Source organism: Clostridium yunnanense (assembly GCF_016595795.1).
Classification (GTDB): Bacteria; Bacillota; Clostridia; order Clostridiales; family Clostridiaceae; genus Clostridium_AR; species Clostridium_AR yunnanense.
Genome location: NZ_JAENHN010000066.1, coordinates 143,034 through 164,999, shown reverse-complemented (window position 1 = coordinate 164,999; position 21,966 = coordinate 143,034). Strand labels below are relative to the sequence as shown.

The following is a 21,966-nucleotide window of genomic DNA, read 5'->3' as shown; positions in this document are numbered from 1 at the left end:
TTGTTGCAGAATCTAAAATTTCATAAAAAAGAAAGAGCCCCTTCACAACCTATTAATTGTAAAAGAACTCTTAACTTACTGTATATATTATTTACTATTCAAATCTTAAAGCTTCAATTGGATTTAGCTTTGATGCCTTACTTGCTGGGTAAATTCCGAATATTATACCTACCGCTAATGAAAAAACAAATGCTGCAAGTACAATATTATTAGAAATCAACACTGTAGTTGAGAAGAATTTTTCTGCAATATACCCACCTAAATATCCTACAAGTACCCCAAGTATTCCACCAAATCCGCTTACACTTGCTGCTTCGATAAGGAACTGAAGAAGTATTGTCCTTCTTTTTGCTCCAATAGCTTTTCTAGTACCTATTTCTCTAGTTCTTTCAATTACTGAAACAAGCATTATGTTCATGATACCAATACCACCAACTACAAGGGATATTGCTGCTATTCCAGCAAGCATTGTAGTTAGACTCTTATTTGTTGCATTTGCAGTATCTAGTATACTTGTTTGATTCATGATTCTATAATAACTTCTAGTTGTATTAGAATTACTTGTTGCACTATTCAACTTATATTTCTTGTTTAAGAATAGTTGCAAATATGACATAGCAGTATCTACTTTTTCCTTACTCTCTGCTTCTATATAGAAAGTCTTTGGATTTGCACTCTTTAATAGTCTTTCACCAGTTGTTAGTGGAACTATTATCCTATCATCACTTGAACCAGTTGCTGAAGTTCCTTCAGATTGAAGAAGTCCTACTATAGTAAACTCAATGCCATTTACATACATTGTTTTACCTACAACATTTGTAGTACTAAATAAAGTTTGAGCAGTTTCACTTCCGATTACAAGAACATTATATCTATTGTCAATATCTCTTTGCTGTATAAATCTACCTGCACTAATTGAAAGCTTTCTTATCTCTGTATAATTTGGAGTAGATCCTTCTAAAGTGGTTGTACTTGATACATCTCCATTTTTTACATTAACACTGCTTGTTATTTGAGGTGCAATTTCTTTAATTCCAGGCTTTGTTTTAAGTTCTGCTAACTCTTCAGTTGTGATTGTAGGTGTTCTATTACCTGTTATACTTACAGTTATAAGGTTAGTACCTAGCTTTTCTATTTGGTCACTTACTTGCTTTTGAGTTCCTTGTCCCATTCCAACCAGTATAATAACTGATGAGATACCTATTATTATCCCAAGCATTGTAAGGAAGGATCTAATCTTATTTTGCCAAACTGAAGTTAAAGCAATCTTTATAAGTTTTGTTAGTTTCATGCTCTCACCTCACTATCATTGAGCGTATCAGAGGTTATCATTCCATCCCTAACAGTTATGATTCTCTTTGCGTTCGCTGCAATATCCATATCATGAGTAATCATTACGATTGTATTGCCTTCATTATTAAGGTCTGTTAACATCTTAAGCACTTCTTTTCCAGTCTTACTATCAAGAGCTCCAGTAGGCTCATCTGCCAAAATCATTTGCGGTTCTGTAACCAATGCTCTAGCAATTGCAACTCTTTGCATCTGTCCTCCAGAAAGCTCAGAAGGCTTATGTTTTAAATGACTTGTAAGCCCAACCTTCTCAATGGCTTCTTTTACTTTTTCTTTAGTCTTTCCGTTGGGATATCCTAAATATAATAGTGGCAATTCAACATTTTCATATATATTTAACTTAGGAAGAAGATTATAATTTTGAAAGATAAAGCCGATTTTCTTGTTTCTTATTTCTGCCAGCTTATTATCATTGCATTTGGTATCTAGTCCATCTAAAATGTATTCTCCAGAGGTAGGTTGATCTAAACATCCTATTAAATTCATAAGAGTAGACTTTCCCGCACCAGATGGTCCTACTATAGCTACGTATTCTCCCTTTGAAATAGTCAAATTTACATTACTTAGAGCTTTGAAGGTATTACTGCCCATTTTATATACTTTTTCAATCCCTGTCATTTTAATTATCTCTTTATTTAAATTCTCTTCCATATACTGAATACCTCACTTATTTATACTAGTTTTTACCACCAGTGCTGCCACTATTACTTCTTTGACCTCCTTGACCTCCGCCGAAGCCACCTTGCATACCGCCGCCAAAGCCACCCATGTTCCCTCCAAAGGCTGAGTTTTGACCGCTTCTGTTACTATTTGTTGTAGTTGTTGTTTGTGGTAATTGAACTAGAACCTTTTCTCCTTCAGTAACTCCTTCAGTAATCTCAACATAATTCTCTGTTTCCATTCCTGTCTTAACTGCTATTAATCTTCCACTGCTTGCAGTAGTTGCCATTCCTCTTGCTGCATTACTTCCATTTCCGTATCCTTGTGAATTTCTTTGACCATATCCACCATTTGAGTTCTTTCCGTTACTCGCAGTTTTATTGCCATTTGTATTTTGTGTATTATTTGTTTGTGCTTGTTGGTTTGAATCGCTTGTACTATTGTTACTGCTACTTTGGGCACTAGTTGTAGTACTAGCACTTTCCACTCTTACAAACTTTTGTCCATTGTTATCCACTAAAGCTTCTGCCGGTATTACTAAGGCATCCTGCTTGCTTTCTACTGATATAGTTACATTTCCGTTCATTCCAAGCTTAATTCCTGCTGGATCTTTTATTCCAACAACAACATCATAAGTCGTAACATTATTTGAAGTAGTTCCTACAGCTGCAACTGTTTCAACCGTTCCCTCAAATGTCTTGTCTTTTATTGCATCAAACTTAACCTGTGCTGTTTGTCCAGCTTTTACTTTTTCGATGTCAAGTTCATCAACTGACAGCTTAATCTTAATTGAATTCATATCAACTATTGTTAATACTCCACCGGATGAACTAGATGAAGCTGAACTAGAGCTTGAATTTGAGCCAGAACCTGATGATTGACTGCTATCGCCATTTGAAGCATTAACGGCTGTAATAACCCCTCCTATAGGAGCTTTTACTGTCATATTATTAAGGTTTGTATATGCTTCATTTAGTTGAGTTTGAGCATCTGAAACATTCAATTTATCCATAGCTACTCTATTAGCATCAACTTTCTCAGCACTTTGATCACTTGATAAAGTAAGATTTTGCTTTGCTAAGTTATTTTGTGCTGTAGTTACTGCCTTTCTTAAAGCATCACTATCAGATACAAACAACTTCTGTCCTGCAGTTACAGTGTCTCCTACTTTCACATTTAAATCTTTTATTGTTCCAGTATTGTTTGCAGTGACTTGTTTAGTTACTGCTGCATAGGCAGTACCAGTACCTTGTACTGTAACATTAAGATTCATTTTTCTAGCAGAAACAGTATAATATTGTACAGCTGAAGCTACGGTTTTCTTAGCAAAGAATGTCTTATATGCAAAATATCCTCCCACACCTAGAGCTATAATAACTATTCCTGCAACTATTCCTTTGATTACTTTACTTTTCATCTTAATCCTCCTATAAATATGATTAACAATATCAATCCCTTAATTACACTTTAAATTATTAACTTCCTAAATCTTCATATTTGAATTATAGATGCAAATTGCCGAGGTATTATCAAGGAATTATGTGAAAATTGTGTGATATATAAAAAAACAGCCTATAACTGTATTTCACAGTATATATAGGCTGTTTTTTTACACATAATCTTCGTTAGCTAATGGGAATTTAATTATAAAGCTAACTCCTTTATCTCTGTTTATAGCAGATATTTCTCCACCATAGAAATTAATTATTTTCTTACTAATTGCTAGCCCAAGTCCAAAGTTTCCTGTTTTATCCTTATAAAGATTGTCGAAGATACGATTCATATGAATTTGATCTATAATTGGTCCATCATTATATATGTCTAAAATTGCAAAGTTCCCTTGCTTTTTTAAACCTACGGATATCTGCTCTTTAGCATATCTAAGTCCATTATCTAGAATATTTTCTATAGCAACTTGTATTTTTTCCACATTTCCATTTATCACAAGTTCCTCAAGATCTAAGTTCCAGTCTATTTCACTTTTTATAACTTCAAACCTATTTATAATATGATGCATTAATTTATGAAGATTTATTTCTGTATCTTCATTTGTGTTACTCATTACATAATCTAGGGTATTTAGATAAAGCATTTGTTTTATCTTCTTTTCAAGACTTATGGCTTCATCTCTTATTATCTCAGCAGTTTTCTCTATAGAATCTATATATACTCCGTCCATTATGGCGTCAGCATGACTCATTATAACCATTACAGGAGTTTTTAAATCATGTGATATACTTTGAAGGAAAAGTTTTTCCTCTCTATCTATCTTTTGAAGTTCTGTCTGCATCGTATTCATGGAACTTACAAGTCTTCCTATTTCATCAACCGTCTTAACTTCAATCGGATCTGTCCAATCCTTATGAGCTATTCTTTTTGTATACTCTTCGAGTTGCTTAAGCGGTTTAGATAAGTAATTAGCGATAAGTTTAGCAGTAAAAAAACCTATCACTATGAACGTTAATCCTATACCTAACACTGTATATAGTAGAGAATTATCTTGCATACTAGGAACATATGAGACTAAATATTGTTTTTCTCCGCCAGTTGTCTCTTTAGAGCTAATAATTATAAAGAACTTTCTTCCATTGTAGGTCTCTTTAATTTGTTTTTCATAAACCTTTTCACCAGAAATTAGATTTACCATCCATTTCTTCGCATCCTTCTCATTATATCCAAAGCCCTTATCTCCCATGGAGAAGTTAGGTATTCCTTGCCCTGCGCCCCTATCATTTTTATTTACCGGAGGCATCTCTATATTTTGATTAGGCCCTAATTGTGGTTCTTGGATTTCTTTTTTATTATTAGACTCACTTTTTATTACAGGATTTCCGCTAGAATCAAGTAAAACCTTCCAACTTTCATCAGCCTTAACTGTAAAATACCTGCTCCCTTTTAAGTTCCCAAACTCACCGAATCTATCTTGATTTATGCTATTCTCTTCTCTTTCTAGTACGATCTGATGTACAGTCTTTAAATCACCCATTATAGCATTTTCTCTAGTCCTTCTATATGCAAAAATATATACTAAAGAAATACTAAAGATTATTATTAAAATAAATGCCGTAAAGGTGGTCCATATTCTCATTGTTAAGGATTTAAACTTAAATTTGTTAAATATGTTTAATTTAAATTTTAAATTTTTCATGATTTATATACCAATTTATAACCACATCCATATATTGTTTCTATGTTTAAGCTCAAAACTTTTCTTCTAAGTCTTCTGATAGTATCATCTACAACTCTATCCGATCCGAAATAATCGTCTCCCCATACATGATCAAGGATTTGATCTCTTGATAAAAGAGCATTTTTATTTTCAACTAAGTACACCAATAACTCAAACTCTTTATTAGTAAGTTGAATTTCTTCCTCTTCTAAAAATACAGTTCTTTGCCTTTTACTTATCTTATATTCACCAATTTTTAATATTACATCTTGAGTTTCTGCAATTTCTTTTCCATATACTCTTTCTATCAATCTATTCGTTCTTATAACTAATTCCCTTGGAAGAAAAGGCTTTGATAGGTAGTCATCACTTCCCATCTCTAGACCAACAACTCTGTCTAGTTCTTCATTTCTTGCAGACATAAATATAACGGGAGTAGTTTTATCATTAGCTTTTATGCATTTTATCAGCTCATAACCATCAATATCTGGAAGCATTATGTCTAATATCCATACATCTGGTTTATCTTTTATTCTTTCCATAGCAGATAATCCATCCGAAAAGGTAGTAACAGAGTAGCCTTCTCTTTTCAAATATTTTTCTAGTAAAAGATTTAAACTCTTTTCATCTTCTACTAGATACAATGTCTTATCCATTAATCTCACCTCAAATTATTTATCTTTCATAGTTTAGTTATTTTATGTATTTATTTTATCATACAACCTTAGAAACATTTTAGATAAATTATGTGAACTTTATGTGATAGGTAAAAACTATTTTTAAACAATGTTCTTTAAAGTAATAGTTTTATACTCTATTATTTTGACCTTTAAAGCAATATATTTATGTTTTCACTCATAAATTTAATATAAGAAAAAAACTACTTGTAGGATTTCTCTAAAGAAGTCCTATAAGTAGCTTTAAATTATTTTCTCTATTATTCCGCCACCAACAACTAAGTCTTCATCGTAGAAAACTACGGACTGTCCCTTAGTTATCGCTCTTTGCTTTTCTTTGAAGGACACTACAACTCTACCATCTTCTAACGGTCTAATAGTAGCATCTGAAGCTTTTGCAGAATATCTTATCTTTGCTTTTACCTTTATCTCTTTATTAAGCTTGTCAAGAGTTATAAAGTTTAAGTCTTTTGCTATAAGGTCAGTTTTGAAGATATCTTCTTCTGGCCCTATTACAACTTCATTTCTCAAAGGATTTATATCTGTTACAAATACTGGTCTTCCAAGAGCTAAACCTAAACCTTTTCTTTGACCAATAGTGTAGTATACTATACCTTTATGTTTGCCTAATATATTCCCATTTTTATCTACAAAGTTACCTTGCTTAACCTTTTCAGGTTTTGCAAGCTTTATGTAGCTTCCATGGTCATTATCAGGTATAAAACATATTTCCTCACTGTCTTTTTTGTTATGGACAGCAAGACCTATTTCTTTAGCTATTTCTCTTATTCTATCCTTTGTGTATTCACCACAAGGCATCAAAGTGTGAGCAAGCTGTTCTTGAGTTAAATTGTATAATGCATAAGTCTGATCTTTTCTATCATCTTCTGATCTTCTAAGAACATATCTTCCATTTTCATTAGTTACAGTTGCATAATGACCAGTTGCAACATATTCTGCACCTATAGCTCTAGCTTTCATTAAAAGTTCATCAAACTTTAGGTATTTGTTGCAAGCTATACAAGGGTTAGGAGTTTTTCCTTCTATGTATTCATCTACAAAGTAATCAATTACTTTTTCTTTGAAGGAATCTCTAAAGTTGAGTACATAAAAAGGTATGCCTATTCTATCAGCCACTCTTCTAGCATCATCAATAGCAGAAAGGGAACAGCATCCGCCTTCTCTTTCTTCAAACTCCTTATCCTCTTGCCATATCTGCATAGTAACACCTATAACATCATAGCCTTGTTCCTTTAAAAGATAAGCAGCAACGGAGCTATCAACTCCGCCGCTCATACCTACAACTACTTTTTTCTTCATATATTAATTATTCTCCATGAACTTGGTCGTGGATATCGTCATGTTCTTCATAATCCCATGCTTCTAATCCTTGACTTATTCTGTAGTCATTAATTGCCTTATGTATAGCTTCTTCAGCTAATACTGAACAGTGCATCTTTACTGGTGGAAGTCCATCAAGAGCTTCTGCAACAGCTTTGTTTGTTAATGTCCAAGCTTCTTCAAGTGTTTTTCCCATGATTAATTCTGTAGCCATGCTTGATGATGCTATAGCTGAACCACATCCATAAGTTTTAAACTTAACATCGCTAATTACATTATCTTCTACCTTTAAATATATCTTCATTATGTCTCCACACTTAGCGTTTCCAACTTCTCCTACGCCGTTTGCATCAACTATTTCCCCTACATTTCTTGGATTTCTAAAATGGTCCATTACCTTTTCACTGTACATCATAATTATTTAGCTCCCTTCTTTAGATGGTCTTCCCATAATGGTGACATATCTCTTAATCTTTGTATAATTGGTGGTACTGCATTTATTACATAGTCTACGTCTTCTTCAGTAGTTCCGTCTCCTAAAGATAGTCTTAGTGAACCATGAGCAATTTCATGCTTACATCCTATTGCTAAAAGCACATGTGAAGGATCAAGTGATCCTGAAGTACAAGCACTTCCTGAAGATGCGCAAACTCCTTCAAAGTCTAACATCAATAGTATTGATTCACCTTCTATGAATTCAAATATAATATTAGCATTACCTGCTAATCTGTTCTTTCCTCTTGGTCCGTTAAGTCTTGAATATGGAACCTTTAATAATCCATCTATTAACTTATCTCTTAATTTTTCAAGTCTCTCAGCATGTTCATCAATACTTGAAGTTGCAAGTTCAATTGCTTTTCCAAGACCAACTATTGCAGGTACATTCTCTGTTCCTGCTCTTCTTGCTCTTTCTTGACCACCACCGTGAACAAGATTATCTATTCTAACACCTTTTCTTATATAAAGAGCACCTATTCCCTTAGGACCATATATCTTATGACCAGCTAGGGATAATAAATCAATATTTAATTCCTTAACATTTATATGAACATTACCAACAGCCTGAACAGCATCAGTATGGAATAATACTTTTCTTTCCTTACAAATCTGTCCAATCTCTTTTATTGGTTGAATTGTACCTATCTCATTGTTTGCAAACATGATAGAAACTAATATAGTTTTATCAGTTATTGCATTCTTTAAATCTTCTAAGTTTATGAAACCTTCACTATCTACATCTAAATATGTAACTTCAAAACCATGCTTTTCAAGATATTCACAAGCATGAAGTACAGCATGATGCTCTATCTTTGTAGTTATTATGTGGTTTCCTTTTTTCTTATGGGCAAAAGCAATACCTTTTAGCGCCCAGTTATCTGCTTCTGAGCCACCACCAGTAAAGTAAACTTCACTTGATTCACAACCTAGGGCTTTAGCTACTCTATCTCTACCTAGATCTATAGCCATCTTGGTATCCCTTGATATACTATAGAATGATGAAGGATTGCCAAACTTTTCAGTAAAATAAGGCATCATCTCTTCTAAAACTTCTGGTTTAACATAAGTAGTAGCTGCATAGTCCATATACACAACTTTATTCATTAACCTTCACTCCTATCAGCTATTTTTCAGCTATTTTGATGCTGCTTTGTCTGGCTTTTATGCCATTGTAATCATTAACTATATCTTGTAAAGTCACTGATTCCATTACGTCATCAATACTATTTTTTATTTTTTTCCATAACAACGTTGTAGCACAACAATCTATGTTGTCACAAGCTGTTCCATCTACGCATTCCGCGATTTCTATAGGGCCTTCCAATACATTCATAATATCTGCAACAGTTATATCTTTAGGTTCTTTGTTCAAAACGTAGCCACCTTGAGCTCCTCTAATACTCTTGATAAGCTTCGCCTTTCGCAAAGGACTAAAAAGCTGCTCTAAATAATATTCGGAAATGCTTTGTCTTTCTGAAATGGTCTTAATGGATACGGGTGATTCTCCATAATTAATGGCTAATTCAACCATAGCCTTTACTCCATAACGTCCTTTGGTTGACAACTTCATACTATCACCCCTTAATGTTGAGTAAAACACTAAACTTTCCATTTCATATAATAGCAAATCCGACTTAAACTGTCAACAATTAAAAAAGAACATTTTTCCTTTACTTTTAGCAATCAGTGCTTACTAATCAATACTAAGTATACTTTTTTATTGATTTATCTATAAATGTTTAAAGGATTGATAATTCTATCAATCCTTTAAACATAAATTATCAAATTTATTAACCTTCCTAAGTTATCCTATTTAACTATATTTATTCTGATATATTTAGCTATTCCTTTACCTTCTTCCAATAATCAAATATAACCTTCTCATTCTTATTCTTTCCTGGTACATAATAATTTCTGCTTTTTAAGTTATCTGGCAGGTACTGCTGCTTAATATAATTATTTTCATAGTTATGTGGATACTTATATTCTATTCCTCTACCTAAGGCCTTTGCCCCATTATAATGAGCATCCTTTAGATGAACTGGTATATCACCAATGTTCACCTGTTCTATATCCTGGAGTGCAGCATCAATAGCGCATACCACTGAGTTTGACTTTGGTGCTGTTGCAAGAACTAATGTCGCTTGTGCCAGTGGAATACGAGCTTCTGGAAAACCTAACATATTAGCTGAATCAACACAAGCCTTAACTATCATTGCAGCATTTGGATATGCAAGACCAATATCTTCGGATGCAATTACCATAAGTCTTCTACAGATTGATTGAATATCGCCAGCTTTAACGAGCCTTGCTAGATAATGAACTGCAGCATCTGCATCACTACCTCTAATAGATTTTTGGAAGGCGCTTAAGATATCATAGTGGCTATCTCCTGACATATCATAATTAAACACCTTACTTTGAGTACAATCTCTAGCTACTTCTTCATCTATTAATATAACACCTTCACTACTTGGATTTGTTGAATTTATTGCTACCTCTAAACCATTTATAGCTTTTCTTACATCCCCGTTTGATGATGCCGCAAAATAATTTAATGCTTTATCATCAATCTCTATGGTAGTATTCTTATGATCTTCCTTTAATATATCTACAGCTCTAACTAAGGCTTTTATAACGTCTCTGTCCTGCATTGGCTTAAACTCAAACACAGTGGATCTACTTATTATCGCTTTAAATATGTAGTGGTATGGGTTCTCTGTAGTACTTGAAATTAGAGTTATCCTACCGTCTTCTATAAATTCAAGTAAAGATTGCTGCTGCTTCTTGTTGAAGTTTTGAATCTCATCTAAATAAAGAACTACGCCATTGAGCCCATCGAAACTATCAAGTCCTTCTATTATTTGTTGTATATCTTTTATAGAAGCATTTGTTGCGTTTAACTTATAAAACTTCTTCTTTGCTTTTGCCGCTATTATATTTGCAACAGTGGTCTTGCCTACTCCTGGTGGCCCGTAAAAAATCATATTTGATATGGTTCCACCTTCTACTATTCTATTCAGTATCTTGCCTTTTCCTAAAATATGTTGTTGACCAACTACCTCTTCTAATGTTGCTGGTCTTATCTTATCCGCTAAGGGTCTATACACAATACTCACATCCTAATTAATATCTGTTTATAAAAATCAAATAAATGACTCTGTCATCTTTTAAACCCGCATTTTTCCTATAAATTCTTAACTTTTTAACTTCTTAAATTCTGAACTTCTTAAATTTTTATATTCTTATATTTTTAAGATTTTAAATTTTAAAATTCTTTTATTCTTAAACTGTTATGTTTTTTTATTATAAAACTTTTATGTTTATAAATTTTTAAGTTCTTAAATTGTTATATTTTTAAAATGAGCTGACTCTTTGATGGTGAATTGTCCAAGTGTAGTGAAATACTTGCCCTTCAATTATATGACTTTTTCAGTTGTAATTTCAAATACAAATTTAGCACATATATGTTAGCCCTTAAAAAAACAAAATAACTTACCACAAAACCACTGTGATAAGTTATCCATACATTCTTTTAATTCTATTTTTCGTAGCAAGAAACTATTTCTCCATAATACATGGTATGATAGTCGCCTTTTGCGTATGATCTTTCTTTCACTTCTGGACTCACAAGACTTTCATCCATATCCTGTTTGTAAACAATCTTACATTCATAGTACATATTGCAGCCATCAACTACAGGACTTTCAACATCATTTGAAGGTACAAACTTAATTCCAGCTTCAGCTACTTTGTCTATATCTCTTCCTGATTTAGTTCCGCATATTCCAAGGGCTACTTTCATTTCATCTCCATAAGGTATGCTTATAGTAAAACTATCTGCCTTTTCTATTAGTTCATGAGTAAATCTTGATTTTCTAATTAAAGCTGTTAAAGCAGGTTTTCCCCAAATGAATCCTATGCTTCCCCAGCTTATAGTCATTGTATTAACCTTTTCTCCTGATTTTACAGTAAGAAAAGCTCCTCTTTTATGTAATTTTTCCATTCCTTTTTCAAGGTTTGTTATAAAATCAACTGACATCTTTTGTCCTCCTCCTTATGCTATTAAAACACCTTGTAGTTACCCTTATACACTGAAACAGATCCATTCTTTATATTTATTATATCTCCATAAAATTCAACTTTATCCCCGAGTAGAGATACTCCATATCCATCATTAAACGCGAAGATATTTTTATCAGTATTTATTGTATAATCTATAAGCTTTGGCAGTAATACCTTATTTTCCTGCCAATGCGGTAAAACCTCAAACTTAGTTAACGAGAATCCCCTTGCCTGAAGAGCTTCGTAAGAATTTTCATAAATTAATGAAGATAGAGAAATATCTTGAGTTAAAAGTATGCTGCCCCCGCCTACTCCAACAATTATTCCATTTCTCTTTGCAAACTCTTTTAGCGCCTCTGTGAGCTTTCTTTTCCTTAAAAGCAATAAGAATTTATAAGTATTCTCCCCTGATAAGTATATAACATCTGAATTTAGAAGCTTTGTTATTAATGAAGGATTGTACTGCGCTGCAAGATCAAAATAAAGTATGTCACCATATCCAAGTTCCTTATAAAACTCAGAAATCTCCTTGTAATACTCTATACTTTTCTCAGAAGAAGATGGTATATATGCAATTCTACCTTTTCCTTTTTTTATCTCACTGATAAGAGCCTTGTTTAGAGGGTTCTCCTTATCAGTGCTTTGTTTTCCCATTAAGAATAATTTCATAATGTTTACCCCCTAATCCCCAAAATTTCGTTTATTGCTACGTTATTGATTGTAGATTCTTCCTTTATAATACTCTTCATTATCGTCTTCAAAAATATCAATTTCAATATAAGCCCCTTCAAGTGCTGAAACAGTATACTCTATAGTAAACCCTTCTATATTAACTGTCTCAATTTCGTATTTTTCGTTCATACAAGTAGCTAATGTCATATATTGATCTTCTTCACTATCATATATAGAATTGACCTTTAGTATTTTAAAAGTTGCTTTCTTTATATAGGTGTAATTATTTTCATCTCTATAATTATCTTTTCCATTAGTATCTTTGAAAAAAGAATTATTAAACATGGACACCTCCAAGATATTGTATCTCTACTTTAGGCTTCACATCTAAGCTTATTTTTAGGTTTGCAATCTCCTAAAATATTATTTAGCATGCCTCTACTTAAGGTTATTAATTTCTCTATAGATACAATTTGATCTAATATTTTTATCTCCCTATAAGCTTTATCATACTGACACAGATTAATATCATTATTATATAGAGCTTTCTTAATTTCTTCCTCACCAAGTATCTTTTTAATGCCATTAGGAAGAACTAGTAAGCTTAATATAAGATCTTCAAACATCAAACTCATTTTACCATCAGCTTCATTATTTTCTATTATATGAAATTCCCACTGAAGTATTTGATCTTCATCATCAAGTATAGTAATGAGATTATAATTAGCATTTAATGGAGTAATTTGAAGCCACTTATATTCATTATCCATTATTTTTATCCTTTTGTCATCTACACTTCTAAAAATGGCCTCACTGACTTTATGAATTGATGCTAAGTGTACATAACCATTAAACTCCTCTGTATTTATGCAAGAAACTCTAAAGTCTACATCCTTTATTTGACTATAATTCAGTTTTTGTTCGAAATTCCTCCTCATTATAAACCTCTCCTTGAAACTATGACTTAACGAAAATCATATAAAATCTTTACAAAGCTCACTATAATCATAGCAGAATAGAAAACTTATCTTAAACAATATATCTAAAACAGAAAACTTCCTTATCAAACTAAATAATGATACTTTTTCATAGTTAATATTTCTACAAAACAAATAAAAATCCTCTTAATGTATATACTTTAAAAATATATTTTAATCTACAAATTTAACATTGTTTTTTCCACTATTCTTTGCTATATAAAGTGCCTTGTCCGCATTATCAAAAAATTCTTTATATGTTAGTTCCTTTTTGTATTCTGCCACTCCAACACTTACAGTTACTCTTTCAAGTGCAACATATATATTTTCTGAAACTAATTTTCTTATCTTTTCTCCTAATATTAAAGCGCCTTGAATATTGGTTTCTGGGGCTAGTATCACAAACTCTTCTCCACCCCAACGTATAAAAAAGTCAGTTTTTCTTAGTTTAGAGGTTATAACCTTTGTGATATTTTTTAAAACTATATCTCCTCTACTATGTCCATGCTTATCATTAATCTTTTTAAAATCGTCAATATCAAAGATTATAATCGATATTGGGATACTATATCTCTTAGATCTTTCAAGCTCTATATCAGCTATTTCCTGAAGTTTTCTTCTATTAAAGGCTCCAGTAAGTTTGTCCACTAAAACTTCTTCTTTTAATCTAAGATTTTCTTCTTCAAGTTTAGCTAATTTCATGTTGATTTGTTGAACTTCATTATGAATAAACTTATATAAAACAAAAATATCAGCAGCCATTACAATAATAAAAAAGATTAGTGTTTTTATTCCTAGAAGAGGATTATTTGTAACTATGTATTTATAAATTATTCCTAAAGATATTATAGCTATAACTGATAGTATGAAAACTATTAACTTTTGAATATTTCTAACATACTTTTCCTTGTTTCTACTAATTAATAAATCTTCTTTTAAATCTTCCACCGTTATATATTCCCCCAATAAATTAAATTCTCCAATTCAACATTACTAATCTTTACAAATATATTGGAGTTTCTAATTTATTATTCATTAAATATATAAACAAAATATTTTATAATTTCCTATACAGTAAAAAAGAACTGCCAAATAATAATCTTTAACTTTGACAGTTCTTCGTCTATTAAGATGTATCCCTTTGTAATAAAATTCAGATTTTAATTTCAACACGGTGCTTTAACACACTGAATTTTTACTCAGATATTAACCCTATATCTTTTCTAAAATATCTGCCTTCAAAAGTTACTGAATCTATATTAGAGTATGCTTTTTCTCTAGCTGCTTCAATAGTATCTCCTACTCCAACTACCGAAAGTACTCTTCCTCCTGAAGTTACTAAAACGTCATCTTTAATAATTCCACCAGCAATGAATACATTTTCTTTTACAGCAGGATTAATGTCTATCTTGAAGCCTTTTTCAAAGGCTTCTGGATATCCTTTTGAAGCTAAAACTACATTACAGCAGGCACCTTTTTTCCATTTTACCTCAGCAGCACTTAATCTTTCTTCAAGTGAAGCTTCTATAAGCTCTAGAAGATCACTATCCATTAAAGAAAGTACTGATTGAGTTTCAGGATCTCCCATTCTTACATTATATTCAAGCAGATAACATCCTTTTTCGGTAATCATTACACCAAAAAATATTATTCCTTTATAATCAAAGCCTTCTTCTCTTATTCCAACAAGCGTTGGCTCCATTATATTTTTCTCAAAGTCCTGGAAAATCGCATCAGTAACATAAGGATTAGGCGCTATCACTCCCATACCACCAGTATTAGGACCTACCCCTCCGTCAAAGATCTGTTTATGATCTTTTGCAGATATAAAAGGAATTATAGTCTTCCCATCAGTTATTGATAATATTGAAGCTTCAACACCTTGTAAAAATTCTTCGATAACTATCTTTTTGCCTGCACCTTTAAACTTATCTTGTACCATAAAGTCTTTTATTGTATCTTCTGCTTGTTTAAAGTCTTCACATATGCTTACGCCTTTTCCTGCAGCTAATCCATCTGCTTTTATCACTATAGGATACTGAGCATTTTTTAAGTACTCAATAGCTTTCTCACTATCATAAAAAACTTCATAAGCTGCAGTTTTTATATTGTATTTTCTCATAAAATCCTTGGAAAAACTTTTGCTACCTTCAAGCATAGCAGCTTTTTGCTCTGGTCCAAATATCTTTAAGTCTTCCTTCTTGAATAAATCCACTATACCCTTTGTTAATGGTTCTTCCGGACCTACCACAGTCAAATCGATGTTGTTTTCCTTTACAAACTTAACCATTTGTTCGTAAGTTTCTAACCCTATATTCTCACATTTATCCTCTAGTGCTGTTCCGCCATTACCAGGCGCTACATATATTTTTTCAACCTTTGGGCTTTTGGCTAGCTTCCAAGCTATTGCATGTTCTCTGCCACCGCCTCCAATTAGTAAAAGCTTCATCAATAATCACTCCATCTATCTTAGTGTTTGAAATGTCTTATTCCAGTGAACACCATGCTTATACCATGTTTGTTGCACTGATCTATGGATTCTTGATCTCTAACAGATCCACCTGGTTGAATAATTGCCTTTATATCGTATTTTGAAGCTTCTTCTACTACATCACCAAATGGGAAGAAAGCATCTGACGCAAGAACTGTAGCTCCTGTTCCCCTCTTTAAAGCATCTATTGTAGGCCATATTCTATTAACTTGACCTCCACCTATTCCCACTGCTTTTCCATCATTTATTACAACAATTGCATTTGATTTAACATACTTTACTACCTTCATACCAAAAATCATATCCTTCATTTCTGTTTCGGATGGGGTGTTTTCAGTAACTACTTTTAATTCCTCTATAAGCTTCTTATCTTCTTCTTGTACTAATATTCCGCCATCTACTGTAACCATATAATTCTTAGCCTTTGGAGAGGAATTTACCTTGATCACTCTTAAGTTTTTCTTTTTTCTTAAAACTTCTAAAGCCTCTTCATCAAATTCTGGTGCTGCTACTACTTCTAAGAATATCTTACTCATCTCTTCTGCTGTAGCTTTGTCTAACTTTCTGTTTACTGCAACTATACCACCAAAGATCGAAGTAGGATCACACTCATAGGCTTTCATATAACTATCATAAACAGTTTCTCCAATAGCTACTCCACAAGGTGTATTATGCTTTAACCCACAAGTAACTATTTCATCAAATTCATTTACAACCTTCCAAGCTATATCAAGATCCTTTAAGTTGTTATAAGAAAGCTCTTTTCCATTAAGTACTTCAAAGGTATTCATAGCCCCATCTATTTCATTGTTTGAGTAGTAAGCAGCACTTTGATGAGGATTTTCACCATATCTTAGTTCTTGTTTCTTCTTGTAAGAAATCGAAAGATATTCTGGATACTCTTCTTCTCCTTCAAGTAAAAAGTTACTAATAGCTCCATCATAAGCGCTCATAAGATTAAATACTTTACCAGCTAGTACTTTCCTTGTTTTTAAACTTACATCTTCACTTTGCTCAATTTCTTCTTGAACCTTGCTGTAATCTTCTATATTGCTTATCACTACAACATCTTTAAAGTTCTTTGCTGCTGCTCTAAGCATTGTAGGACCACCGATATCTATAAATTCAACCTTTTCTTCAAAGCTTAAATCTTCTTTTACCTTTTCAAAGAAAGGATACAAGTTAACAACTACTAAATCTATAGTATCTATTCCTCTTTCTTTTATAGTGTTCATATGTTCTTCGTTGTCTCTTATAGCTAAAATTCCTCCATGAATCACTGGATGAAGAGTCTTAACTCTTCCATCAAGCATCTCAGGTGCTTTTGTAATCTCAGCTATTTCCTTGACAGATACACCATTTTCTAAAAGATATTTGTAAGTACCTCCAGAAGATATTATCTCTACATCGTTCTTTACAAGAAACTTAGCAAAATCAAGTATGCCAGTTTTATCATATACGCTTAACAAAGCTCTTTTTATCATTAAAAAACCTCCTTAGAATTAAACCTATTCAGTAATAAAAGTTTTTCCATCTTTTATTATAACTTTTCCTTCACTTATAAGTTTTATAGCTTTAGGTAAAATCTCATGCTCTTTTACAAGAATTCTTTCTTGAAGTGTTTTTGGTTCATCCTCTTCATGAACTTCAACCACCTCTTGAAGAAGTATCTCTCCCCCATCAACCTCTTCATTTACAAAATGTACTGTACAGCCTGAAAATCTAACTCCTTTTTTAATAGCAGCCTGGTGAACTTTTATCCCATACATTCCAGCTCCTGAAAATGCTGGAATAAGAGAAGGATGGATATTTATTATCCTGTCTTTAAAGTATCTCAGCAAATCTCCGCTTAAAATGGATAAGTATCCTGCAAGCACAACTAAATCTACCTTATCTCTTAAAAGCTCTAATATCCTATTTGAAGATTCAGATCCAAATTCCCTCTTATCTACTACATATGCAGAGATATTTTTTTCCTTTGCCCTTGTTAAAGCGAAGGCATCTTTTTTATCAGAGATAACAGCCTCAATGGAGCAGTTTAAGTATCCTGCCTCAATACTATCAATTATAGAACCAAGATTACTTCCTCCACCTGAAACTAACACTGCTATTCTAAACAAATTCCTGTACCTCCGTTCTTAACATATCCTATCTCATAAGCGCTTTCACCTTGAGATGTTAAAAGCTCAATCACAGCATCTTTATCTTTTTTATCTACTGCTAGTATAAAGCCTATTCCCATGTTGAACGTATTGTACATATGTTCCTTTTCAACGCCTCTTTTTATTATTTCCTGAAAAATATTTGGAAGAGGATAGCTATTCTTATTAATTACAGCAGTAAGTTCTCTATCTCCAAACATTCTTGGAACATTTTCTATAAAGCCTCCGCCAGTTATGTGTGCCATTCCTTTTATATCATAACTTTCTAAGACCTTCATCACTGGTTTTACATATATCTTAGTAGGTTCAATTAAAGTTTCCCATACTGGTCTTCCATCAAACTCTTCATTTAAATCAGTAAATATTTTTCTTACTAAAGAAAATCCATTAGAATGTATTCCTGAAGAAGCTAATCCTATTAAAACATTTCCTTCTTCTATGGTACTTCCGTTTATTATCTTATCTTTATCTACAATTCCTACTGCAAATCCTGCTACATCATATTCGCCTTCTTTATAGAAGCCAGGCATTTCTGCTGTTTCACCACCAACTAGGGAACAATCACCTTGAAGACATCCTTCAGATACACCTTTTACTAAATCTGAAGCTACTTCTGCCTCAAGTTTACCGCAAGCTATATAATCTAGGAAAAATAGTGGCTTTGCACCATGACATAATATATCATTTACACACATAGCAACGCAGTCTATTCCTACAGTATCATACTTCTTTGTCTTAAAAGCTATATCAAGTTTTGTACCAACTCCATCTGTTCCTGAAACTAGTACAGGTTTTTTATAACCTTCTGGAAGTTCTACCATTCCAGCAAAGCTTCCAAGTCCATTTAAGACATATTTTGATAAAGTTCTGCTTGCATACTCTTTTATAAGTTTAACGGATTTATATCCTTCTTCGATATCTACTCCCGCTTGTTTGTATGTTAACATTTCTTCACTACCTTTCAAGATGATCTTTTGCTGTTTCTATTGGGGTTGATACTGGATAAACTCCATTAAAGCAGCCTAAACAATACCCCTTCTTTTCTCCAAAACACCTTAATAAACCTTCTAAAGAGATATAAGATAGGGAATCTGCACCAATTACCTCATTTATTTCTTCAACTGTTCTATCTGAACCAATTAATTCTTTTCTATAAGATATATCTATTCCAAAGTAGCATGGAAATTTTACTACTGGTGATGCAACTCTAAAGTGAACTTCTGTAGCTCCTGCTTTTCTAAGAGCTTCAACAAGATGTCTTGAAGTTGTTCCTCTAACTATTGAATCATCAATAAGAATTACTCTTTTACCTTCTACATTTACTTTTAATGGATTAAGTTTTACTGATACTGCTCTCTCTCTCATCTCTTGATTTGGTGTTATAAAGGTTCTTCCAACATACTTATTCTTCACAAAACCTGTTTCATAAGGAATACCCGAAGCCCTCGAATATCCAATTGCAGCGGAGATTCCAGAATCAGGAACACCTATTACAATATCAGCGTCAACCTGAGATTCTTTGAATAACATTTCTCCTACTTTAATTCTTGATTGATGCACATTTATGCCGTCTATTGTGCTGTCTGGTCTTGCAAAATAGATATACTCAAACACACAAGTTTCGCACTGAGTTTGTTCTGAATATTTTACACTTTCAATACCGTGTTCATCTATTATTACAATTTCTGCTGGTTCCACATCCCTTACAAATTCAGCTCCAACAGTATCTAAAGCACAGCTCTCAGAGGCTAATATATAGCTGTCACCAATTCTTCCAATACATAAAGGTCTTATTCCATTAGAATCTCTAACACCTATCAGCTTATCCTTAGTCATCATAACTAAAGCAAAAGAACCTTTTATGGTTTGAACTGCATCTGCTATTGCTCTTTCTATTCCTCTTTTCGCTCCTCTAGCTATTAAGCTTATAATTACTTCTGAGTCTATTGACGTATGAAATACATGACCAGAATCTTCTAGAAGTTCTCTAAGCACATCTGCATTAACCAGATTTCCGTTATGTGCTATGGCAATAGAGCCAAGCTTGTATGAGCTTAAAAGTGGTTGTGCATTTTCCACATTAGTAGATCCTGTAGTTGAATATCTAACGTGTCCAATTGCTATATGTCCCTTTAGTTCCTCTAGGTGCCTTTCTTTAAAAGCTTCAGTTATAAGACCTAAGTCTTTATGATACTTTAAATTTTCACCATCAGAAACTGCAATACCCGCACTCTCTTGTCCTCTGTGTTGTAATGCATAAAGTCCATAGTATGTGATTCTTGCTACATCTAAGTCATTCTTGGAAAATACTCCAAATACTCCACATTCTTCTTTAAACTTATCTTCTATTGGCTCTATTCTCATAATCAGATTCCTTTCTAATAATTACTGGTTAATTCTATTAAGTATTTCTACATATGCATCTTTAACATTGCCAAGATCTCTTCTAAATCTATCTTTATCTAGCTTTTCATTAGTAGTTGCATCCCAGAATCTGCAAGTGTCTGGTGATATTTCATCAGCTAGTATTATTTCTCCGTTAAATCTTCCAAACTCTAATTTGAAATCTATTAACTTTATGTTCTGCTTTAAGAAGAATGCTTTTAATACTTCATTAACCTTTGCAGTTATTTCATACATTGCTTTTAATTCTTCAAAGGTAGCCGCGCCAATTCCTACTGCATGAAAATCATTTATTAGTGGATCTCCTAATGAATCATCCTTTAAACAGATTTCAAAAACGGTAGTCTTAAGAGCAAAACCTTCTTCAAGACCAAGTCTCTTAGCCATACTTCCAGCTGCTACATTTCTAACGATAACTTCAAGAGGTACTATTTCAACCTTTCTGCAAAGTTGTTCTCTTTCACTTAACTTTTCTATAAAGTGAGTCTTAACGCCCTCTTTTTCAAGAAGTTCAAAAAGCACTGAAGTTATTGCATTGTTTAACACACCTTTATCTTCTATTTGCCCTTTCTTCTCTCCGTTAAACGCTGTTGCATCATCTTTATAATAAACTATTACCTCATCAGCCTTATCAGTTGCGTATATTTTCTTTGCTTTTCCTTCATACATCATTTCTCTTTTTTCCATTATAGTTCCACTCCTTCTCCATTTTCTTTTATAAATTTTTCTTTCATATCTTTACGGAAATTTATTAGCTTTTCTTTAAGCTCAGGATATTTTAATGAAAGCATCTGTACTGCAAGCATCCCTGCATTATAGCTGTTATTTATTCCAACTGTTGCTACTGGTATTGATTTAGGCATTTGAACTATTGAATAAAGAGCATCTAAACCATTTATTGCTGCGTTTACAGGTACTCCTATTACAGGCATTGTTGTATGTGATGCTATAACTCCTGGCAAGTGTGCTGCAAGTCCAGCACCAGCAATGATTACCTCAAAACCTTGTTCATCTATTTCATGTAGAGTTTCCATAAGTTTTTCAGGAACTCTATGAGCAGATAACACAAAAGCCTTATACTCCACTCCAAACTCCTTAAGAGCATTAGCTGCTCCCTTCATTACATCAGTATCTGATTTTGAACCAAAGAAAATTGCTACTTTCATCTTATACCTCCACTTAACATAAAATTATTTTTATCATTAAATCATTACAATCATAATATTTAATAGCACTATCAGGTTCAGCGCTTAAAACTTTTCTGAGTTTGATTTTTTCATCTTCCCTCGTTCTATTTAAATTAGTAACGAATTTTATGTGCTTATACTGGAGATACTCTATGAGCGAGCTGTTAGAATTAAATGATCTTCGTAAATGAAATGGCGTTAAGAAATTGTATTGTCCGAACGTAGTGAGTTATACAATTTTAGCTATTTCATTGGAGAAGATCATATTAATTCTCAGCGTAGCTCATCAAAGTATCGGAGGTATGAGCACATAA

Annotated in this window: 22 protein-coding genes; all 22 read right to left on the bottom strand. The window is 32.7% G+C overall.

Features of this window, described 5'->3' with window-relative positions; translation table 11 throughout:
- Nucleotides 1–94: 94 nt before the first annotated feature.
- The 22 genes from JHL18_RS24355 to purE all read right to left on the bottom strand — a co-directional run bounded on the left by JHL18_RS24355 (nucleotide 95) and on the right by purE (nucleotide 21,631).
- Nucleotides 95–1,291, bottom strand: a complete 1,197-nt coding sequence (locus tag JHL18_RS24355; protein WP_200274149.1) for an ABC transporter permease — start codon at nucleotides 1,289–1,291, stop codon at nucleotides 95–97.
- On the bottom strand, nucleotides 1,288–2,001 hold the full coding sequence (locus JHL18_RS24350) for an ABC transporter ATP-binding protein (RefSeq protein WP_207753107.1): 714 nt from the start codon (nucleotides 1,999–2,001) through the stop codon (nucleotides 1,288–1,290). Before JHL18_RS24350 ends, JHL18_RS24355 begins: the two co-directional genes overlap by 4 nt.
- Nucleotides 2,002–2,026: 25 nt before the next feature.
- The gene (locus JHL18_RS24345) at nucleotides 2,027–3,427 is read right to left on the bottom strand and encodes an efflux RND transporter periplasmic adaptor subunit (RefSeq protein WP_200274147.1); all 1,401 of its coding nucleotides are present in this window, start codon (nucleotides 3,425–3,427) and stop codon (nucleotides 2,027–2,029) included.
- 192 nt (nucleotides 3,428–3,619) lie between these two features.
- Nucleotides 3,620–5,158, bottom strand: coding sequence for a sensor histidine kinase (locus JHL18_RS24340; protein WP_207753106.1), 1,539 nt, complete (start codon nucleotides 5,156–5,158; stop codon nucleotides 3,620–3,622).
- Entirely contained in the window at nucleotides 5,155–5,835 is a 681-nt protein-coding gene (locus JHL18_RS24335; RefSeq protein ID WP_200274145.1) for a response regulator transcription factor, read from the bottom strand. Before JHL18_RS24335 ends, JHL18_RS24340 begins: the two co-directional genes overlap by 4 nt.
- A 264-nt stretch (nucleotides 5,836–6,099) precedes the next feature.
- Nucleotides 6,100–7,176, bottom strand: coding sequence for a tRNA 2-thiouridine(34) synthase MnmA (mnmA, locus tag JHL18_RS24330; protein ID WP_200274143.1), 1,077 nt, complete (start codon nucleotides 7,174–7,176; stop codon nucleotides 6,100–6,102).
- Between the two features lie 7 nt (nucleotides 7,177–7,183).
- Nucleotides 7,184–7,612 (bottom strand): Fe-S cluster assembly scaffold protein NifU, encoded by a 429-nt coding sequence (gene nifU, locus JHL18_RS24325; protein WP_183276773.1) that lies wholly within the window; start codon nucleotides 7,610–7,612, stop codon nucleotides 7,184–7,186.
- 2 nt (nucleotides 7,613–7,614) lie between these two features.
- On the bottom strand, nucleotides 7,615–8,799 hold the full coding sequence (gene nifS / locus JHL18_RS24320) for a cysteine desulfurase NifS (RefSeq protein WP_200274141.1): 1,185 nt from the start codon (nucleotides 8,797–8,799) through the stop codon (nucleotides 7,615–7,617).
- Nucleotides 8,800–8,818: 19 nt separating this feature from the next.
- The gene (locus JHL18_RS24315; protein ID WP_200274139.1) at nucleotides 8,819–9,265 is read right to left on the bottom strand and encodes an RrF2 family transcriptional regulator; all 447 of its coding nucleotides are present in this window, start codon (nucleotides 9,263–9,265) and stop codon (nucleotides 8,819–8,821) included.
- A 271-nt stretch (nucleotides 9,266–9,536) separates the two neighbouring features.
- On the bottom strand, nucleotides 9,537–10,805 hold the full coding sequence (locus JHL18_RS24310) for a replication-associated recombination protein A (RefSeq protein WP_338025504.1): 1,269 nt from the start codon (nucleotides 10,803–10,805) through the stop codon (nucleotides 9,537–9,539).
- A 431-nt stretch (nucleotides 10,806–11,236) separates the two neighbouring features.
- Entirely contained in the window at nucleotides 11,237–11,737 is a 501-nt protein-coding gene (locus JHL18_RS24305) for a flavin reductase family protein (protein ID WP_200274137.1), read from the bottom strand.
- Between the two features lie 23 nt (nucleotides 11,738–11,760).
- Entirely contained in the window at nucleotides 11,761–12,429 is a 669-nt protein-coding gene (locus JHL18_RS24300) for a Type 1 glutamine amidotransferase-like domain-containing protein (RefSeq protein WP_200274135.1), read from the bottom strand.
- Nucleotides 12,430–12,471: 42 nt separating this feature from the next.
- Nucleotides 12,472–12,777 (bottom strand): hypothetical protein, encoded by a 306-nt coding sequence (locus tag JHL18_RS24295; protein WP_200274132.1) that lies wholly within the window; start codon nucleotides 12,775–12,777, stop codon nucleotides 12,472–12,474.
- A gap of 29 nt (nucleotides 12,778–12,806) precedes the next feature.
- Entirely contained in the window at nucleotides 12,807–13,370 is a 564-nt protein-coding gene (locus tag JHL18_RS24290) for a hypothetical protein (RefSeq protein WP_200274130.1), read from the bottom strand.
- Between the two features lie 213 nt (nucleotides 13,371–13,583).
- Entirely contained in the window at nucleotides 13,584–14,357 is a 774-nt protein-coding gene (locus tag JHL18_RS24285) for a diguanylate cyclase (RefSeq protein WP_200274128.1), read from the bottom strand.
- Between the two features lie 247 nt (nucleotides 14,358–14,604).
- Nucleotides 14,605–15,858: a phosphoribosylamine--glycine ligase gene (purD, locus tag JHL18_RS24280; RefSeq protein WP_200274126.1), complete on the bottom strand. Its 1,254-nt coding sequence runs from the start codon at nucleotides 15,856–15,858 to the stop codon at nucleotides 14,605–14,607.
- Nucleotides 15,859–15,878: 20 nt separating this feature from the next.
- Nucleotides 15,879–17,384, bottom strand: a complete 1,506-nt coding sequence (purH, locus tag JHL18_RS24275) for a bifunctional phosphoribosylaminoimidazolecarboxamide formyltransferase/IMP cyclohydrolase (protein ID WP_200274124.1) — start codon at nucleotides 17,382–17,384, stop codon at nucleotides 15,879–15,881.
- Between the two features lie 24 nt (nucleotides 17,385–17,408).
- A complete protein-coding gene (purN, locus tag JHL18_RS24270) occupies nucleotides 17,409–18,020 on the bottom strand; it encodes a phosphoribosylglycinamide formyltransferase (protein WP_200274122.1) in 612 nt (203 codons plus the stop codon).
- Nucleotides 18,008–19,009 carry a phosphoribosylformylglycinamidine cyclo-ligase gene (gene purM, locus JHL18_RS24265; protein WP_200274120.1) on the bottom strand — a complete coding sequence of 334 codons (1,002 nt, stop codon included), beginning with the start codon at nucleotides 19,007–19,009 and terminating at the stop codon, nucleotides 18,008–18,010. The genes purN and purM overlap by 13 nt, the downstream gene beginning before the upstream one ends.
- Nucleotides 19,010–19,016: 7 nt before the next feature.
- Complete coding sequence (gene purF, locus JHL18_RS24260; protein ID WP_200274119.1) at nucleotides 19,017–20,426, bottom strand: amidophosphoribosyltransferase; 1,410 nt, start codon at nucleotides 20,424–20,426, stop codon at nucleotides 19,017–19,019.
- Between the two features lie 21 nt (nucleotides 20,427–20,447).
- Nucleotides 20,448–21,152, bottom strand: a complete 705-nt coding sequence (gene purC / locus JHL18_RS24255) for a phosphoribosylaminoimidazolesuccinocarboxamide synthase (RefSeq protein ID WP_200274117.1) — start codon at nucleotides 21,150–21,152, stop codon at nucleotides 20,448–20,450.
- Nucleotides 21,152–21,631 (bottom strand): 5-(carboxyamino)imidazole ribonucleotide mutase, encoded by a 480-nt coding sequence (gene purE, locus JHL18_RS24250; protein WP_128214549.1) that lies wholly within the window; start codon nucleotides 21,629–21,631, stop codon nucleotides 21,152–21,154. The genes purC and purE overlap by 1 nt, the downstream gene beginning before the upstream one ends.
- Nucleotides 21,632–21,966 lie beyond the last annotated feature (335 nt).

Bases quoted from the DNA above. Each gene is read 5' to 3' on its own strand.
- JHL18_RS24355 (WP_200274149.1), bottom strand. From the start codon at position 1,291: ATGAAACTAACAAAACTTATAAAGATTGCTTTAACTTCAGTTTGGCAA.
- JHL18_RS24350 (WP_207753107.1), bottom strand. From the start codon at position 2,001: ATGGAAGAGAATTTAAATAAAGAGATAATTAAAATGACAGGGATTGAA.
- JHL18_RS24345 (WP_200274147.1), bottom strand. From the start codon at position 3,427: ATGAAAAGTAAAGTAATCAAAGGAATAGTTGCAGGAATAGTTATTATA.
- JHL18_RS24340 (WP_207753106.1), bottom strand. From the start codon at position 5,158: ATGAAAAATTTAAAATTTAAATTAAACATATTTAACAAATTTAAGTTT.
- JHL18_RS24335 (WP_200274145.1), bottom strand. From the start codon at position 5,835: ATGGATAAGACATTGTATCTAGTAGAAGATGAAAAGAGTTTAAATCTT.
- mnmA (WP_200274143.1), bottom strand. From the start codon at position 7,176: ATGAAGAAAAAAGTAGTTGTAGGTATGAGCGGCGGAGTTGATAGCTCC.
- nifU (WP_183276773.1), bottom strand. From the start codon at position 7,612: ATGATGTACAGTGAAAAGGTAATGGACCATTTTAGAAATCCAAGAAAT.
- nifS (WP_200274141.1), bottom strand. From the start codon at position 8,799: ATGAATAAAGTTGTGTATATGGACTATGCAGCTACTACTTATGTTAAA.
- JHL18_RS24315 (WP_200274139.1), bottom strand. From the start codon at position 9,265: ATGAAGTTGTCAACCAAAGGACGTTATGGAGTAAAGGCTATGGTTGAA.
- JHL18_RS24305 (WP_200274137.1), bottom strand. From the start codon at position 11,737: ATGTCAGTTGATTTTATAACAAACCTTGAAAAAGGAATGGAAAAATTA.
- JHL18_RS24300 (WP_200274135.1), bottom strand. From the start codon at position 12,429: ATGAAATTATTCTTAATGGGAAAACAAAGCACTGATAAGGAGAACCCT.
- JHL18_RS24295 (WP_200274132.1), bottom strand. From the start codon at position 12,777: ATGTTTAATAATTCTTTTTTCAAAGATACTAATGGAAAAGATAATTAT.
- JHL18_RS24290 (WP_200274130.1), bottom strand. From the start codon at position 13,370: ATGAGGAGGAATTTCGAACAAAAACTGAATTATAGTCAAATAAAGGAT.
- purD (WP_200274126.1), bottom strand. From the start codon at position 15,858: ATGAAGCTTTTACTAATTGGAGGCGGTGGCAGAGAACATGCAATAGCT.
- purH (WP_200274124.1), bottom strand. From the start codon at position 17,384: ATGATAAAAAGAGCTTTGTTAAGCGTATATGATAAAACTGGCATACTT.
- purM (WP_200274120.1), bottom strand. From the start codon at position 19,009: ATGTTAACATACAAACAAGCGGGAGTAGATATCGAAGAAGGATATAAA.
- purF (WP_200274119.1), bottom strand. From the start codon at position 20,426: ATGAGAATAGAGCCAATAGAAGATAAGTTTAAAGAAGAATGTGGAGTA.
- purC (WP_200274117.1), bottom strand. From the start codon at position 21,152: ATGGAAAAAAGAGAAATGATGTATGAAGGAAAAGCAAAGAAAATATAC.
- purE (WP_128214549.1), bottom strand. From the start codon at position 21,631: ATGAAAGTAGCAATTTTCTTTGGTTCAAAATCAGATACTGATGTAATG.